Annotated in this window: 16 protein-coding genes; 7 read left to right on the top strand and 9 right to left on the bottom strand. The window is 67.6% G+C overall.

Annotated features, from left to right (window positions below):
* Positions 1-13: 13 nt before the first annotated feature.
* A complete protein-coding gene (locus tag R5H29_RS13145) occupies positions 14-1,189 on the bottom strand; it encodes a thiolase family protein (protein ID WP_019662149.1) in 1,176 nt (391 codons plus the stop codon).
* A gap of 183 nt (positions 1,190-1,372) precedes the next feature.
* Between R5H29_RS13145 and R5H29_RS13150 the strand changes: the two genes are divergently transcribed.
* Positions 1,373-4,213: a S8 family serine peptidase gene (locus R5H29_RS13150; protein ID WP_332329265.1), complete on the top strand. Its 2,841-nt coding sequence runs from the start codon at positions 1,373-1,375 to the stop codon at positions 4,211-4,213.
* A 46-nt stretch (positions 4,214-4,259) separates the two neighbouring features.
* Here R5H29_RS13150 and R5H29_RS13155 read toward each other — a convergent pair whose 3' ends face one another.
* A complete protein-coding gene (locus tag R5H29_RS13155) occupies positions 4,260-5,357 on the bottom strand; it encodes a Glu/Leu/Phe/Val dehydrogenase dimerization domain-containing protein (protein WP_019662147.1) in 1,098 nt (365 codons plus the stop codon).
* A 277-nt stretch (positions 5,358-5,634) separates the two neighbouring features.
* On the opposite strand from R5H29_RS13155, the gene R5H29_RS13160 reads away from it, so the two are divergent.
* The gene (locus R5H29_RS13160; protein WP_332329272.1) at positions 5,635-6,711 is read left to right on the top strand and encodes an HDOD domain-containing protein; all 1,077 of its coding nucleotides are present in this window, start codon (positions 5,635-5,637) and stop codon (positions 6,709-6,711) included.
* 3 nt (positions 6,712-6,714) lie between these two features.
* On the opposite strand, the gene R5H29_RS13165 is transcribed toward R5H29_RS13160, so the two are convergent.
* The 3 genes from R5H29_RS13165 to R5H29_RS13175 all read right to left on the bottom strand — a co-directional run bounded on the left by R5H29_RS13165 (position 6,715) and on the right by R5H29_RS13175 (position 9,623).
* Positions 6,715-8,307, bottom strand: a complete 1,593-nt coding sequence (locus R5H29_RS13165; protein WP_031270567.1) for a phospholipase D family protein — start codon at positions 8,305-8,307, stop codon at positions 6,715-6,717.
* 69 nt (positions 8,308-8,376) lie between these two features.
* Positions 8,377-9,075 (bottom strand): RNA pseudouridine synthase, encoded by a 699-nt coding sequence (locus R5H29_RS13170; protein WP_332329266.1) that lies wholly within the window; start codon positions 9,073-9,075, stop codon positions 8,377-8,379.
* A gap of 47 nt (positions 9,076-9,122) precedes the next feature.
* Entirely contained in the window at positions 9,123-9,623 is a 501-nt protein-coding gene (locus R5H29_RS13175) for a M48 family metallopeptidase (protein ID WP_021203991.1), read from the bottom strand.
* 63 nt (positions 9,624-9,686) lie between these two features.
* On the opposite strand from R5H29_RS13175, the gene R5H29_RS13180 reads away from it, so the two are divergent.
* Positions 9,687-10,244, top strand: a complete 558-nt coding sequence (locus R5H29_RS13180) for a DUF2058 domain-containing protein (RefSeq protein ID WP_207049881.1) — start codon at positions 9,687-9,689, stop codon at positions 10,242-10,244.
* 169 nt (positions 10,245-10,413) lie between these two features.
* Positions 10,414-10,680 carry a DksA/TraR family C4-type zinc finger protein gene (locus R5H29_RS13185; protein ID WP_019662141.1) on the top strand — a complete coding sequence of 89 codons (267 nt, stop codon included), beginning with the start codon at positions 10,414-10,416 and terminating at the stop codon, positions 10,678-10,680.
* A 512-nt stretch (positions 10,681-11,192) separates the two neighbouring features.
* On the opposite strand, the gene R5H29_RS13190 is transcribed toward R5H29_RS13185, so the two are convergent.
* Together R5H29_RS13190 and R5H29_RS13195 are read right to left on the bottom strand one after the other, a co-directional pair.
* Complete coding sequence (locus tag R5H29_RS13190) at positions 11,193-11,786, bottom strand: mechanosensitive ion channel family protein (protein WP_019662140.1); 594 nt, start codon at positions 11,784-11,786, stop codon at positions 11,193-11,195.
* Positions 11,787-11,821: 35 nt separating this feature from the next.
* On the bottom strand, positions 11,822-12,001 hold the full coding sequence (locus tag R5H29_RS13195; protein ID WP_332329267.1) for a hypothetical protein: 180 nt from the start codon (positions 11,999-12,001) through the stop codon (positions 11,822-11,824).
* Positions 12,002-12,125: 124 nt separating this feature from the next.
* Here R5H29_RS13195 and R5H29_RS13200 point away from each other — a divergent pair, with 124 nt between their 5' ends.
* From R5H29_RS13200 to R5H29_RS13210, 3 genes are read left to right on the top strand one after another with little or no spacing between them, the layout of a single operon-like run.
* Entirely contained in the window at positions 12,126-12,704 is a 579-nt protein-coding gene (locus tag R5H29_RS13200) for an RNA polymerase sigma factor (RefSeq protein ID WP_019662138.1), read from the top strand.
* Positions 12,701-13,234 carry a hypothetical protein gene (locus tag R5H29_RS13205; protein ID WP_019662137.1) on the top strand — a complete coding sequence of 178 codons (534 nt, stop codon included), beginning with the start codon at positions 12,701-12,703 and terminating at the stop codon, positions 13,232-13,234. Before R5H29_RS13200 ends, R5H29_RS13205 begins: the two co-directional genes overlap by 4 nt.
* A gap of 10 nt (positions 13,235-13,244) precedes the next feature.
* Complete coding sequence (locus R5H29_RS13210; protein ID WP_019662136.1) at positions 13,245-14,126, top strand: DUF4097 family beta strand repeat-containing protein; 882 nt, start codon at positions 13,245-13,247, stop codon at positions 14,124-14,126.
* A 49-nt stretch (positions 14,127-14,175) separates the two neighbouring features.
* On the opposite strand, the gene R5H29_RS13215 is transcribed toward R5H29_RS13210, so the two are convergent.
* On the bottom strand, positions 14,176-14,358 hold the full coding sequence (locus R5H29_RS13215; RefSeq protein WP_005410566.1) for a hypothetical protein: 183 nt from the start codon (positions 14,356-14,358) through the stop codon (positions 14,176-14,178).
* An 11-nt stretch (positions 14,359-14,369) separates the two neighbouring features.
* Positions 14,370-14,663 carry a YkgJ family cysteine cluster protein gene (locus R5H29_RS13220; protein WP_080112561.1) on the bottom strand — a complete coding sequence of 98 codons (294 nt, stop codon included), beginning with the start codon at positions 14,661-14,663 and terminating at the stop codon, positions 14,370-14,372.
* Positions 14,664-14,723 lie beyond the last annotated feature (60 nt).

Genomic DNA, 14,723 nt, shown 5'->3' on the forward strand with positions numbered 1-14,723 from the left:
TCGTTAAATCCATTTAAATCAATTCGATGGCGATCGCGGTTGCTTCGCCACCGCCGATGCACAGGGTGGCAATGCCGCGCTTGCCACCGCGCGTGCGCAGGGCATTGACCAGGGTCACCACCAGGCGTGCGCCGGAGGCACCGATCGGATGGCCCAGTGCACAGGCGCCGCCATTCACGTTGAGCTTGTCGTGCGGAATGCCCAGTTCGCGCATCGGCGCCATCGCCACCACAGCGAAGGCTTCATTGATTTCGAACAGATCGACCTGATCCAGCGACCAGCCGGTCTTGTCCAGCAGCTTGCGCAGCGCGCCGATCGGAGCAGTGGTGAACCACTCCGGTTCCTGCGAATGGGTGGCGTGGCCGACGATTCGGGCCAACGGCTTGATGCCGCGCGCAGCCGCATCTTCCTCGGTCAGCAGGACCACTGCGGCAGCGCCGTCGGAAATGCTGGAAGAGCTGGCGGCGGTCACACTGCCGTCCTTCTTGAAGGCCGGGCGCAGGGTCGGGATCTTGGCGATGTCCGAACGGCCGGGCTGCTCGTCGGTGGTGATCTCGACCTCGCCCTTGCGGGTGGCGACCTTCACCGCGACGATTTCATCGGCGAACGCGCCGTTGGCCTGGGCTGCCTGCGCGCGCTTGACCGATTCGATGGCGTAGGCGTCCTGCTCTTCGCGGCTGAACTGGTACTTGTCCACGGCGCATTCGGCGAATTCACCCATCGCCTTGCCGTCATAAGCGTTGACCAGGCCGTCGTGGGCCATGTGATCGACCGCCTGGAAGTTGCCGAAGCGGTTGCCGGTGCGCGAGTTGGGCAGCATGTGCGGCGCGTTGGACATCGATTCCATGCCGCCGGCGACAACGATGCTGGCCGAACCGGCCTTGATCAGGTCATGACCGAGCATGATGGTCTTCATGCCGGAGCCGCAGACCTTGTTCAGCGTGGTGGCACCGGTCGACAGCGGAATGCCGGCAGCGATCGCCGCCTGGCGGGCGGGCGCCTGGCCGAGGTTGGCCGGCAGCACGCAGCCCATGAGGACTTCGGAAACGTCGCTGGCCGGGATGCCCGACTGCTCCAGTGCGGCGGCGATGGCGGCCGCGCCCAGGGTCGGGGTCGGCACGCCGTTGAACTGGCCGAGGAAGGAGCCGATGGCGGTGCGCTTGGCGGCGGCGATGACGATGTTGGACATGGCAATCTCGTTGATGCGTAAGCAATGTTCGGAAAGGAGACCGTGGGCCGTTGGAAGCGCCCCGGTTTCCCGGCAGACTGCGTGGGGGTCGGCCCAAGTATAGAGGGTCGGGGAGGGCCGCCGCTGGACGGCGCCGCATGCCTGCCGGGACAACGACGGGCCAATGTTCATGGGAAGGAATCGATGGAACGCACGACGACGGTGAAATCTGCCCTGGCAACCGCGCTGGCACTGGCGCTGACAGCCTGTGGCGGAGGTGGCGGGGGCGGCAACGTGCGCATTGACACACCGCCACCACCGCCGCCACCCACGACCCCGCCACCGACGCCGCCGCCGCCGGCAAAACCGCAGGAGCCGGCCTTCGACGCGCATCTGTCGGTCACCAATGCGCGTGCCGCACAGGCCGCCGGCCTGAGCGGCCAGAACGTGCGCATCGGTATCGTCGATTCGGGCGTGCAGCGCGACGCGGTGGCACTGAACGGGCGGGTGGTGGCCAACCTCAACTACATCGATCCGTCGCGCAACAACCTGCAGGTGGACGACGTGGTGGGCCACGGCACGGCGGTAGTCAGCCTGGCTGCCGGCGCGCCGGTTGGGTCCTGGCCAGGCGGCATCGCTCCTGGTGCGCAGATCGTTTCGGCGCGGATCATCGCCGACAAGCCGCCCGCCGACGATGGCAGCGGCAAGGGCAATTCCTTCAGCGGACCGCTGGGCGTGGCCCAGGTGCACCAGGACCTGATCAGCTACAACGTAAAGGTGATGAACAACTCGTGGGGCGGCCTGTACTGGACCGACCTGCCGACCACCGCGCAGGTGGCCGCCGAGTATCGCCCCTTCGTGGTCAACCACGGCGGGCTGGTGGTGTTCGCAGCGGGCAATGACGGCCGCAGTGAACCGAGCAGCCTGGCCGCGCTGCCCAGCCAGCTGGGCGTTGCCGGCTCGCTGCCGGCGGCAGATCTGGAGCGCGGCTGGCTGGTGGCGACCGCGGTGGATCCCTATGCACCGGGCACGTTGGCCAGCTACGCCAATGGCTGCGGCCAAGCCGCGCGCTACTGCCTGGCAGCGCCGGGCAGCGCGGTCTATCCCGATGCAAACGGGGGCAGCTACTACTGGAACTACGGCACGTCATTCGCGGCGCCGCTGGTGTCCGGCGCCGCTGCGCTGGTCTGGCAGCGCTATCCGTATTTCAGCAACGACCTGGTGCGGCAGACCCTGCTGGGCACTGCCAAGGACATCGGCGCCCCGGGCGTGGATCCGGTGTTCGGCTACGGCCTGCTCGACATCGGTCGTGCGATCAACGGTCCGGGTCGCTTCGACTGGGGGGATGTGGTTGCCAACGTGGATGTGGCCTCCAGCGGTTCGGCGTGGCGCAACAACATCGTCGGCAGCGGCGGCCTGGTCAAGCAGGGCGGGGGCACTCTGGTGCTGGCCGGCAACAACAGCTATACCGGTTCCACCCGCATCGAACGCGGCATCCTGGCACTGCAGGACGGTGGCGTGATCCGTTCCAACGTGACCATCCTCGGCCAGTCCGATCCGGATTCGACCGGCCTGCAGTTCAATGGCGGCGCGCCGCGCGTGATCGGCAACGTGGTCAACGGCAGCAGCGTATTCCTCACCACCGGCAACACCACCGGCACCATCGAGGGCGACTACGCCCAGCAGGCGGGCGCACAGTTGATGATCGCACTCGGCGCCAATGCGCTGCAGGTCACCGGCAAGGCCACCCTCGACGGTGGCGTGCGCGTGCATGGCTTCGTCTCCGGCTACGTGCCACAGAGCGGCACCCGGCAGGACCTGATCCATGCGGACGGCGGACTCAGTGGTGCCTTCAGTACGCCGGCCACCTCCAGCGGCCTGCAGGGACTGTCGCTGTTGCAGAGCAGCTATGGCTACGACAGCAACAACGCCTGGTTGAACCTGACCCAGGTCAGTGTCACCGGGGCAGCCAGCGGCCTGGGGGCTTCCGCCCAGGCGGCAGCACAGCGGCTGGAGGGTGCATTTGCCGCGCTCGACAAGAATGCAGGACTGCAGGGATCGGCCTTCGGTACGGCCGCCGGGGCGCTGCAGTGGACCGGCGGTGGCAGCAACGGCCTCGAGGCTAGTCTGCAGAGCCTGTCCGGGCAGGCGCACGCGCGGGCCGAAGCGGTCACCTTCGACAGCATCGACATGTCACGCCGTGCCATCGCAGAGCGCTTTGATCGCGTGCAGGCGGCGCCGCGCCTGCGCGGGGCCTGGCAGAGTGCGCTCGGCCAGGCCGGGCAGGGCAGCTTTGCCGGCAACGCCGCCGACAGCCGCGGTTGGATGGCCGGCCAGGACCTGCCGCTGGGCAGCACCGGGCTGATGGGTGTGGCCTTCGGCGAGACCCGCAGCAACGGTGGCAGCAGCTTCGGCGGCGATCGCGGGCGTGATCGCCAGGCGCAGGCACAGCTTTACGCGGGCTGGAATCTGGGCCGGGGCTATGCGCTGGCCCAGATCGGCAGCGGGCAGTTCACCCGGGCGCTGGATCGCCAACTGCTGCTGGGCGCGGGTAGTTACGGTGTTTCGGCCCGCTATGGCGGGCGCTTCAGCAGTGCCAGTGTCGAAGGCGGCTATCGCTTCGGCCGCGCGGGTGCCTCGTTGACACCGTATCTGGGCGCCAGCACCACGCGCGTGGATACCGATGCGTTCAACGAACTGGGCGGGTTCGGCTTCGGCCTGCGTGGCGATGCCAACCGCGTGCAGCGCAGCCAGATGCTGGCCGGCATCCGCGGCGAGCGTGGCTGGGGGCGCTGGACCCTGCGCGGGCATGCCGAGTGGCAGCAGCGGCTCGAGGGTGCCGATGCGGCGTGGCAGGCCAGTTTCGTCGGCGTCGATGCCTGGGCACCACTGGCGGGCTGGAATGCGCCGCGCGGCAGTGCGCTGATCGGCATGGCGCTGGAATCGTGGTGGGGTCGCAGTGGCCGCCTGAGCCTGGGCTTCGACCAGCGCGTCGGGGGCGAGGGCGCGCGCCAGGCGGCGTTGCGCTACAGCACCGGGTTCTGAGTGACAGTCGCGCCGGGACGCCAGCCCCGGCGCGACATCGACGCGCTCAGCCGCCGCGCAGGTTGCCCAGGCGCGGGGTGCTGCGGCCCAGCGGCATCTTCAATTTGCCGATCGACAGGATGCGGCTTTCGGCGATGCGGTCGGCCGCTCGCTGCGGCGCGATGTTCTCGCGCTGCGACAGTTCGAAGATGCGGGTGAGGTTGTGATAGATACTGCGGATCAGGCGCATCGCGCGTTCGCGGTTGTAGCCGTCGATCTCCAGCGACACGTTCATCACGCCACCAGCATTGACCGCATAGTCCGGCGCATACAGAATGCCGCGCGCATGCAGTTCGTCGCCGATTTCCAGGCTCGACAACTGGTTGTTGGCGGTGCCGCAGATGATCTTTGCCTTGATCCGCGGCAGCGTGTCGGCGTTGATCGCGCCTTCCAGCGCACACGGTGCGAACACATCGGCATTCACTTCATGGATCTCGTCCGGCTTGACCGCTTCAGCGCCGAAGTCGCTGACCGCACGGTCAACCAGCGCGCTGTCCAGGTCGGTGACATACAGCTTGGCACCGCGGTCACGCAGCAGCTTCACCAGTTCCATCCCGATGTGACCCAGGCCCTGCACCGCGATGCTGGTCTTGCCCACTTCCTCATGGCCGAACTTGAAGCGCATCGACGCCATCAACGCCTGAAGCGCGCCGTAGGCGGTGAACGGGGCCGGATCACCGGAGCCGCCATGGACCTGGTGCACGCCGGTCACGAACTGGCTCTCCAGGTAGATGTTCTCCATGTCGTTGACATCGGTGCCGACGTCCTCGGCGGTGATGTAGCGTCCGCCCAGCGAATCGACATAGCGACCGAAGGCACGGAACAGCACCTCGGTCTTGTCCGCTTTGGGGTCGCCGATGATCACCGCCTTGCCGCCACCGACGTTGAGGCCGGCCAGTGCATTCTTGTAGGTCATCGTCCGGCTCAGGCGCAGCGCATCGGCCAGCGCCTCGTCGGTGCTGGCGTAAGGACGCATGCGCACGCCGCCCAGGGCCGGGCCAAGGGTGGTGTTGTGGATGGCGATGATCGCCTTCAGGCCGGCGTCGTGGTTGTGGCAGAACACCACCTGTTCGTGGCCGGTGGTGGCGAGGGTTTCGAATAGCATGGCTTCTCCGATGGCGCGATCAGCGGCGAACTGCAGCGAACGGCCAGTGAACGGTAGGGTCCCAAAACAAAAAAAGCGACGTCGTCGGTGCAGGGGGACGGGTCGCGCGGCGCCATTCTAGTCCATTCCCCCGGCCGGTGCCGTCGACATCGCATGCCTTCCGGTTAAAGAAGATGAAAGTGCGGCCGATGCTGCGACGACGGCGGGTGGCCGGATTCGCGTGAAGAGGCAGGCGGTCAGTGACGGCAAGGGCACCACAACGACAGGGCAGGCGGCGATGACAGCGGCCTGGTGGCGATCACTGCGCGGCTGGCTGGCGCGCTCGACCGGGGCTGCGCCGTCCCGCTTGGCGGCGGTATCGCGACAGGCAGTGGCGGCAGCGGCTGCGAGCCTGCAGGGTGAGGCCCTGCCGTCTGCGGAGATCGCCGCACATCTGCAGCGCGGCCTGCACGCGTTGGCGTTGTGCCCACGACTGGCCGGTGAGCCGGCGCCTGTACAGGATCCGGCGTTGGGGGAAGCGGTGGCACGCGCGCTGCAGGATCGCGACTGGGCTACCCGGCAGTTGCCGCGCCGTCCGCAGCTGCTGCCGCAGCTGATCCAGACCGTCAACGACGATGCCGCCTCCGCGCGGGTGATGGCCTCGATCATCGGCCAGGACCCGGTGCTGACCGGCAACCTGCTGCGCATCGCCAACAGCCCCGCCTACAAGGTGCACGAGCGGCCCGTGGAAAGCCTGCAGCGGGCGGTGACCCTGGTCGGTACCGAAGGCGTTCGGCAGATCATCAGCGCGGTACTGGTACAGCCGGTGATGCAGATGCAGTGCGATGCGTTCCCGCAGTTCAGCACGATCATCTGGGAGCACGCACTGCTGGCCTCGCGCGCGGCTGCAGACCACGCACGCACGGTTACCTTCGGTGATGCTTTCGCCGCGCAGTGGCTGGGCCTGGTGCAGGGCCTGGGCGCGGCGCTGGTGATGCGCCAGCTGCTGCAGGAAGCCCAGGCACGTGGTGAAACCGTGGAGCCGGCGCTGGCACTGCAGCTGCTTCAGCAGTGGTCGTTACCGCTGGCACAACGGGTGGCGGCTGCCTGGGAGCTGCCCGAGCCGGTGCATCAGGCGCTGTTGCCGGAGGCCGACGGCCCGCTGGCCGACAGCCTGCGCCTGGCCAGCGCCGCTGCGGCGGCCAGCCTGCTGTGCCGCCATGGGCATGCCAGCCAGAGCCGCATGCTGGCCCTGCTGGAACAGCTGCCTTCGGCACCGCCGCATGCATTGCGCTGGATCTGGCGGCGACTGCATGGGCGCAGCGTGGAAACGCTGGATGATGCCGGGCAGGAAGCCACCGATCCGGGGCGCTGAGCGTTACAGCTGCGATTCCAGCGGTAGCCAGCTGATCACCCGCGACAACCAGCGTTTGCGCGCCGTTGCCCCTGGCTCTTCCTCCGCCCAGTGCGGTGGTGGTTCGCGCTCCAGCCAGCGCAACCGGCGACGGTCGTCCAGCGCCAGCCACCAGCTGTGCCTGGGATCCGCCAGGCGCAGGTACTCGCCGCGCAGCTGTGCACCCAGCAACGGATCGTCGAACAGCACACCCATTTCAGTGTTCAGGTAGGCCGAGCGCGGATCGAGGTTGAATGAGCCGACGAAGCCGCGGCGGTCATCGACCAGGAACGCCTTGGTGTGCAGGCTGGCGCCGCTGCTGCCGAACACGCCCGCATCGCCGGACTGCCCTTGTGCCTTCAGCTCATACAGGTGGACGCCGGCTTCGAGCAACGGCACGCGGTAGCCCATGTAGCCGCCGTGCACCGCGGCGACGTCATTGGCAGCCAGTGAGTTGGTGACCACGCCGACCTGCACGCCCCGCCGGGCCATGGCCGAAAAGCCATCCAGGCCCTCGTTGCCGGGCACGAAGTAGGGCGAGATCAACAGGGCCTTGTGCCGGGCGGCCTGCAGCTCGCTGGTCAGCGTCGAAACCAGCCACGCGCCGCGATCATCGTCGCGGTGCTTCATCGGCGGGTCCGAGACGATGCGCACTGCACGGCTCCAGCGCAATGGCTCGGGACTCGGGCGCTGCCGCCTGCGCGATTCGGCCACGCGCGCAAGGTAGGGCTGGGCCACGTCACGCTGGGCCTCATGGTCCGATTCGCGTATCAGCAGGCGCAGCTGGGCATCGGTATGGAAGGCAAGCGCCGATACCGGAATGGCGGCCTCGCTGTTCCAGTAGTCGTCGAAGATCCGGCTGGCCTGCTCCACGGCAGGGCCGGCGACCAGCAGGTCCAGGTCCTGGAAGTTCACATCGGTGCGCGCGCTGAAGTATTCCTCGCCGATGTTGCGGCCGCCGACGATCGCGACGCGGCCGTCGGCAATCCAGCTCTTGTTGTGCATGCGGTGGTTCACGCTGAAGAACCGTTGCACCATCTCCACCATGCGCAGCAGGCCGGTCCGGTTGCGGAACGGGTTGTAGAGGCGGATTTCAATGTTGGGGTGCCGGTCCAGCGCCATCATCAGGGCGTCCTTGTCCTTGGCGTTCATGTCGTCGAGCAGGATGCGCACGCGCACGCCGCGTTCGGCGGCGTCGTACAACGCCTTGGCCATCAGGTGGCCGATCAGGTCGTCGTGCCAGATGTAGTACTGCAGGTCCAGGCTGCGCCCGGCGTGGGTGGTGATCATCGCGCGCGCGGCGAAGGCATCCATGCCATCGCTGAGGAAGGCCACGCCGGACTGGCCGGGATGGGCCTCCTGCAACGGAACGATCTGCCGGTCGATCCGCGTCTGTGCCGGCTGCAGCGGCAGCACGTGCGAGGGCGTGCCCCGTGCCTGCGGGGTGAGATGGTCGGCCAGCAGCAGCCCGGACAGGACCAGCAGCACCAGTGTGGCGAGGATGATTGCAGCAACGCGAAGCAGACGTCGCCACAGGGGCTTGGGCAGGCTCATGCGCCGATGGTAGATCCACGCCACGCGTGGATCAAAGGCAGACGGTGCATCGCAGAAGATCCACGCCATGCGTGGATGACAGGGACTTCCCTGTCAGAACCGCTCGTCGCTGCCCAGGTAACGCCACTGCCCCGCAGGCAGCGGTCCCAGTGCCACGCGGCCAATACGCAGCCGACGCACGGCCGTCACCTGCAGGCCGGCCGCGGTGACCGCCACGCGCAGGCCCTTGGCGGTCAGGCCCTTGCCCGCGAAGCGCAGGCGCTGCTCGCTCTGCCAGCTGACCTTGGCACCGCCGGATTCCTGCTGCAGGCGCGCCAGCAGCCATGGGCCACGCTCGGGGCCGCCTTCGGCGACCTCGATCAGGTATTCCTGCTCGGTGCGTCCCAGGTTGCGCTGAAGATGGGCCAGCGTGGCCGGGTCCTGGCTGACCACCACCAGGCCGCTGTCGCTGGCCGGAAGGGCGGCCGCCAGCTGCAGTCCGTGGAAGTGGCGCTGCAGCGGACGGATGTCGCTGGCGTCCAGCTCGCTGCGGCTGTCACTGCTGACCAGCGCGCACAGGGTTTCGGCGACAACGCCAGCCGGTTTGTGCAGCAGCATGCTGACCCGCTCGGCCTTTTCATCGCTGGCCTGCTCGGCCACCACGATCACCGCGCTGTCATCGACCGGACGCTGCGGCTGTTCCACCACCTCGCCATTGACCGTGACCCAGCCGCCTTCGATGTAGCGCCGCGCTTCGCCGCGCGGGATGCCGAGCAGGGCGGACAGGCGTTTGTCGAGACGGATCGGTTCCATGGCAGGCAGGTCGGGCAGTGGGCGCGCAGTGTAGCTGCTGCGGCCGGTCAGCGCTGGCCGCGGTTGGCCAGCTCGGTCAGGTACAGGCGGGTATCGAATTCCAGCTGCAGGTAATCCGGCTCCATGTGCTGGCACAGCTGATAGAAGGCCTTGTTGTGGTCGGCTTCCTTCAGGTGGGCCAGCTCATGCACCACGATCATGCGCAGGAACGCTGCCGGTGCCTGGCGGAACACGGTGGCGATGCGGATCTCGCGGCTGGCCTTGAGGCGGCCGCCGTGAACGCGCGAGATGGCGGTATGGGTACCCAGCGCGTGCTTGATCACTTCCAGCGTGTTGTCGTAGCAGACCTTGTTGAGCGGCACCGACTTGCGCAGGTAGCGGTCCTTCAGCTCCTGCGTGTAGTCGTACAGCTGGCGGTCGCTGCGCACCGTGTGCGGGTCGGGGTAGCGCTGCTGCAGCCATGGGCCGAGCTTGCCCTGTGCCAGCAGGTCGCTGACCTGGGCGACCAGGGGTTCGGGATAGCCGGTGAGGTACTTCAGGACTGCCATGCAGGGGTGGCGGGGCGTCGGTAGAATGGGGACATCCAAGATTACACGCGGTACACATCGACCATGGCAAAGCCCAACGCGCTGCAGGAACAATTGCTCAAGGCCGGCCTGGCCAAGAAGTCGCAGGCCAGCGCCGCCGCGCGCGAGCAGGCCAAGGCGCGGCAAGGCAAGGCCGAATCGACGTCGGCCGAGGTCCAGCGCGAGGCTGAGCGTGCCCGCGCCGAGAAGGTCGAGCGCGACCGCGCACTGGCCGCCGAGCGCAATGCCCAGGCCAGGCAAGCTGAACAGAAGGCGCAGGCGAAGCAGATCATCGCGGCCCATGCCGTGCCCCACAAGGGCGATGACGAGTACCGCTTCAGCGATGGCACGGCGATCCGCACCCTGCTGATCGACCCCAAGCTGCGCAAGGCGCTGTCGGTGGGCGTTCTGGTCATCGTTGCCCATGGTGACGGTTACGCCGTGTTGCCGCGTGCTGCCGCCGAAAAGGTGCGTGAACGCGCGCCCGAAGCGATCATCGTCGACCACGGCCAGCCGGGCTCGACCGCCGAGATCTCCACCGGCAACGCCGAGGACGACGCCTACTATGCGCAGTTCCAGGTACCGGACGACCTGATCTGGTAAACAAAAAGGGGACGGAGGGGATTAAGTCGCAATCGGATTGATCGAACCCGTGCGCGTTCCACTCAGCTTGCTGAAGCCCCGCCGAGCATGGCTCGGCGCTACAGGAAGGCATTCCTTTTACCGGGGTGTATCGTCCCCATATCAGGCGACACACCTGCGGAGGACGGCCATGGCCACCGGTTGGGCGGGAGACGGCGCGGTCCAGGACCAGATCGACGCCACCGTTGATGATGCGATCGCCCGCGCGCGGCGCCAGCTGCGCGAGGGACCCGGTCTGGAACACTGTGAGGAATGCGACGCGCCGATTCCGTTGGCGCGGCGCCAGGCCGTGCCTGGTGTGCGGCTGTGCGTTGCGTGCCAGCAGGCGCGGGATGACGAAGAGCAGGCGCATGCCGGGTACAACCGGCGTGGCAGCAAGGACAGCCAGTTGAGGTAAAGGTTGTTGGGCAGGGCTGCACCCTGCACCCGCCGAAGCCTTCAAGCCAAGGCAGCAGCAACAGCAAAAGCTGGCATTCCGTGGGGTGGCGGGGCGGTGTCGGAGTGCGGGGGCGCCGCAAGTACGTCCTTGTAGGCTTGGCAGCCGCATCCATGCGGCTGACACCCCGCACTCCGACACCGCCCCACCTCCGACAGATTTCCGCGATCGGGTACATCCCGCCGTGCGTGGATAAATTTCCATTGAAATCGAAAATTTCGATATCGGAATGATTTGAGCCGAGCATGGCTCGGCTCTACAGAAGAACGGACAGCTCGCGGAAATCTGTCGAAGGCGGGGTGGGTCCGGTTGAGGGGGCGTGAGCCGCATGGATGCGGCGACCGAGCTTACATGGACGTACTTGCAGCGTCCCCCTCAACCGGACCCACCCCGCCATCCCACGGATAGCATGCTTTTGCCGTTGCCGTTGCTCCGAGCAGGTGCAGGGCGCAGCCCTGCCGAAAACCCCACCCTCAGCCGTCGCCCTGGATGCCACCAGGCGCCTGTGCCGGGTCGCGCCAGCGGCGGACCGTACGCTGGAAGAACAGGTTGTTCGGCAACTGCAGCACCGTGCCCTCGTGGCCGTCGCCGGTTTCCTGCAGCGTGGTGTAGATCAGGTTCACATCGATCACCCGGCCCTTCAGGCCCGGCTTCTCGCCGTTCTCCAGCACCTCGATGTAGTCATGCAGGCGGAACGGGCGCGTGGTGAAGATCAGCAGCGTGCAGAAGATGTTGGAGAGCACGCTCCACGCCGCGAAAAAGGCCACCGCACCCACGGCGGCAAAGCCGGTGAACGCCGTCCACAGTACCGAAGGCGACGCGCCCAGCAGGCTGAGGATGTACAGCAGGGCGCTGAAATAGACCACGAAACTGGTGATCCGCCGGGCGCCCATCGCCATCTCCGGTGGCAGTGTGTAGTGCTCGGCGAAACGCCGGATGAGGCGCCGTGCCAGCACCCGCAGCAGCCACGCGGCCAGCAGGGTCAGCAGGATCTTCACGGCGATACCCACGTCATGCAGCCAGGGGTGGGTCCAGGCGGGGAGATGATCCTTCAGCGACAACATCATGGCGCGACAACAGGTGGCAGTAACGGCCCTTGATGTTACCCGGCGCCTGCCGTGGATTCGACTGCCGGTGCCCAGGCCAGGCACACCAGTTCCTGGCGATGCTGCTGCAGGCAGGCGTGGCCACTGTCCGTGCGCAGCTGCAGGGACAGGCCCAATGCCTGCAGCACGACGCAGGCGGCGATCACCAGCACGGCGGCGCAGGCGGGGCTGGACATGACTGGACTCCCGGAGGTGTTTTCTCGAAGACCTTTCATGGATGCAGCCATCGTCGAAAAGGTTGCATGTCCCTGATCGCCGACCACCTCTAAACCTTTTTCCGGGCCGCCGCATCCAAGCGATATGCTCGACACCACCATGCCAGCGCTGCCTGCCGCCAACGACCCCGTCGACGAACCCGCCCTGGTGCGGGCGGCCGCTGCGGGAGACACTGCTGCCTACGAACTGCTGTACCGGCGTCACGCGCCGCGTGTATTCGCTGTGCTGTGGCGGTTGTGTGGCGGCCAGCAGGCACGTGCCGAGGATGCGCTGCAGGAGGCCTTCCTGCAGGCCTGGAAAGCGCTGCCGGGGTTCCGCTTCGAGAGCAGCCTGTCGACCTGGCTGCATCGGCTGGGCGTCAACGCCGCGCTCATGGAGCTGCGTGGCCGGGCGGGCGGGCAGGATCACGACAGTCTGGACGACGTCGACGGGGGCCTGCAGGAACTGGCGGTGCGTGACCGCTGCGCCGGCACCGAGCGCGACCTGGAGCGCGCGCTGTCGACACTGCCACCACGGGCGCGTGCGGTACTGGTGCTGCACGACATCGAAGGCTGGAAACACCAGGAAATCGCCGAGCAGCTGCAGATGGCCGTCGGCAGTTCCAAGGCACAGCTGCATCGTGCGCGCGGCCTGTTGCGCGCACGGCTGGGAGACATGACATGAGTACGCACGAACACGATTTCGATCACGACCTGCTGGCCCGGCTGCGTGCGCTGCCGAATGAGCGCGAAGTGCCCACTGATGGCTGGGCACGCCTGTCTGCCCGGCTGCCGCCGCGTGAACCACAGGCAGCACCTGCGCCAACGGGCAACGTGGTGGCCCTGGCAACGCGTTCGCGGCGCCGCTGGTGGTTGCCGGCCGGCGCTGCCCTGGCTGCCAGCCTGGCGATCTACGCGGTGGCCCCTTGGTGGCATGCGCAGCCGGATACACCGGTGCCGTCCACGCTGCAGTTGCAGGCGGCTGCGATGACCGAGCAGTACCAGCAGGCCGTGGCCTCGCTGCCCGATGGGCGCGCGCCGGAATGGCAGCCGGCCCTGCACGAACTGGATGAAAGCGCGGCGCAGATCCGTGCCGCACTGGCGCAGGACCCGCGCGCGCCGCACCTGCTTGGCCAGCTCAAGCGCACCTATGCGCTGCGGCTGGAACTGACCCGGCAGGCGGCCTATGCCGCCGAGTCCGGCCTGACGACCTGAGGAGACCCCCATGACCCGAACCCTGATTTCCTGCTGTGTCGCACTGCTGCTGTCCCCTGCCGTGGCGCTGGCCGACACCCGCATCGACGAGCGCCACACCTTGGCTGCGGGCGGTCGCATCGAACTGAGCAACGTGGCCGGCAAGGTGACCGTGCGTGGCTGGGACCGCAATGATGTGCAACTCACCGGCACGCTCAGCGATGGCCTGCAGCTGCGCCAGGAAAAGAGCGCCAACCGGGTGCGCTGGGAGATTGAATACCCGCGCCGCAGCAACAATGGTGGCGCGACGCTGGTGCTGAACGTGCCGCGCTCGGTGGAACTGCTGTTGAGCACGGTCAGCGCCAGCCAGGACATCAGTGGCATCGATGTGCGACGGCTGCAGGCCGACACCGTCAGCGGCAGCCTCAGCGCGGCTGGCCGCAGCGGCGACAGCAAACTCAACACGGTCAGTGGCAGTGTCAGCGCACGCCTGCAGACGCCGAAGCTGGACGTAAATACGGTCAGTGGCCGGATCGAGGCCGGCGGCGGCGTGTCCGGTGATATCGGTGCGCAGACGGTATCCGGCCGGGTTGCGGTGGAGGCCGGACGCGTGCAGCGGTTGGCGGTGGAGACCGTCTCGGGCAGCATCGATCTGGCAGCAGCCGGGTTGGCGCCCGGTGGCCGCATCAATGTCGAATCGGTCAGTGCCCCGGTCACGCTGAGCCTGCCGCGCACGGTGTCGGCACAGCTGTCGGTGAACAGCTTCAGCGGCTCGATCAACAGCGATGCCGGGCAGGTGGAGCGGCCGCGCTATGGGCCGGGCAGCCATCTCGACACGCGTCTGGGCGGCGGTGATGGAGACATCCGCATCCAGTCGCACTCGGGCAGTGTGAGGGTACGCCTGGATCGCTGAGCGCGGTCCGGCAGGCCGCGGCGGCAGCGCCGCCGCGGTCGGTGCTGGGTCAGCTGGCTTTCTTCAGCGCCCAGGTGGTGCCGAGGACTTCGATCTTGCCACCGGCCTTGCGGAACGCTGCCAGGTCCGAAGCGATCGAATCGCTGCTGACCACGGTGCTGGCGGCCGCGCCCTTGCGTTCGCTGCGGATGCTGTTGCTGGCCTTCGCGGGGGTCTTTGCCTTGCGGGGCATGGTTGCTCCTGTCAGGTGGAAGGGGAGGAAAGCGACCAGGCATCAGCCTGGCGCAGGTAGTCCTGCCGCTCGCGGCGGCAGTCATCGCCGCCCATCGAAAACTGGCGGCAGATCGCCGGGCGCTGCGAATAGATCGTGCAGCGCAGGTGATAGGGATCGATCGCCGCGCACCAGCCTTCCTCGTTGCGCGCCATCACGGCACGGCCGTGGGAGTCGCGTGACAGGAACTGGCCAGGCACGTGGTCGCCGGGCTGCAGCAGCACGGGCAGCCGACAACAGACCGCGTCACAACGGCGGCAGTCGATGGGTGCAGGTGCTGCGTCAGGTTGTAAGGCCACAGGGGCCTGGCGGGTGCCCAAAGCGGG

Origin of the sequence: Stenotrophomonas sp. A3_2 (assembly GCF_036624925.1) — a bacterium.
In the GTDB taxonomy this organism is placed as follows: Bacteria; Pseudomonadota; Gammaproteobacteria; order Xanthomonadales; family Xanthomonadaceae; genus Stenotrophomonas; species Stenotrophomonas hibiscicola.

Bases quoted from the DNA above. Each gene is read 5' to 3' on its own strand.
- R5H29_RS13195 (WP_332329267.1), bottom strand. From the start codon at position 12,001: ATGTCCAGCCCCGCCTGCGCCGCCGTGCTGGTGATCGCCGCCTGCGTC.
- R5H29_RS13215 (WP_005410566.1), bottom strand. From the start codon at position 14,358: ATGCCCCGCAAGGCAAAGACCCCCGCGAAGGCCAGCAACAGCATCCGC.
- R5H29_RS13200 (WP_019662138.1), top strand. From the start codon at position 12,126: ATGCTCGACACCACCATGCCAGCGCTGCCTGCCGCCAACGACCCCGTC.
- R5H29_RS13210 (WP_019662136.1), top strand. From the start codon at position 13,245: ATGACCCGAACCCTGATTTCCTGCTGTGTCGCACTGCTGCTGTCCCCT.
- R5H29_RS13180 (WP_207049881.1), top strand. From the start codon at position 9,687: ATGGCAAAGCCCAACGCGCTGCAGGAACAATTGCTCAAGGCCGGCCTG.
- R5H29_RS13190 (WP_019662140.1), bottom strand. From the start codon at position 11,786: ATGATGTTGTCGCTGAAGGATCATCTCCCCGCCTGGACCCACCCCTGG.
- R5H29_RS13170 (WP_332329266.1), bottom strand. From the start codon at position 9,075: ATGGAACCGATCCGTCTCGACAAACGCCTGTCCGCCCTGCTCGGCATC.
- R5H29_RS13150 (WP_332329265.1), top strand. From the start codon at position 1,373: ATGGAACGCACGACGACGGTGAAATCTGCCCTGGCAACCGCGCTGGCA.
- R5H29_RS13145 (WP_019662149.1), bottom strand. From the start codon at position 1,189: ATGTCCAACATCGTCATCGCCGCCGCCAAGCGCACCGCCATCGGCTCC.
- R5H29_RS13175 (WP_021203991.1), bottom strand. From the start codon at position 9,623: ATGGCAGTCCTGAAGTACCTCACCGGCTATCCCGAACCCCTGGTCGCC.
- R5H29_RS13160 (WP_332329272.1), top strand. From the start codon at position 5,635: ATGACAGCGGCCTGGTGGCGATCACTGCGCGGCTGGCTGGCGCGCTCG.
- R5H29_RS13205 (WP_019662137.1), top strand. From the start codon at position 12,701: ATGAGTACGCACGAACACGATTTCGATCACGACCTGCTGGCCCGGCTG.
- R5H29_RS13155 (WP_019662147.1), bottom strand. From the start codon at position 5,357: ATGCTATTCGAAACCCTCGCCACCACCGGCCACGAACAGGTGGTGTTC.
- R5H29_RS13185 (WP_019662141.1), top strand. From the start codon at position 10,414: ATGGCCACCGGTTGGGCGGGAGACGGCGCGGTCCAGGACCAGATCGAC.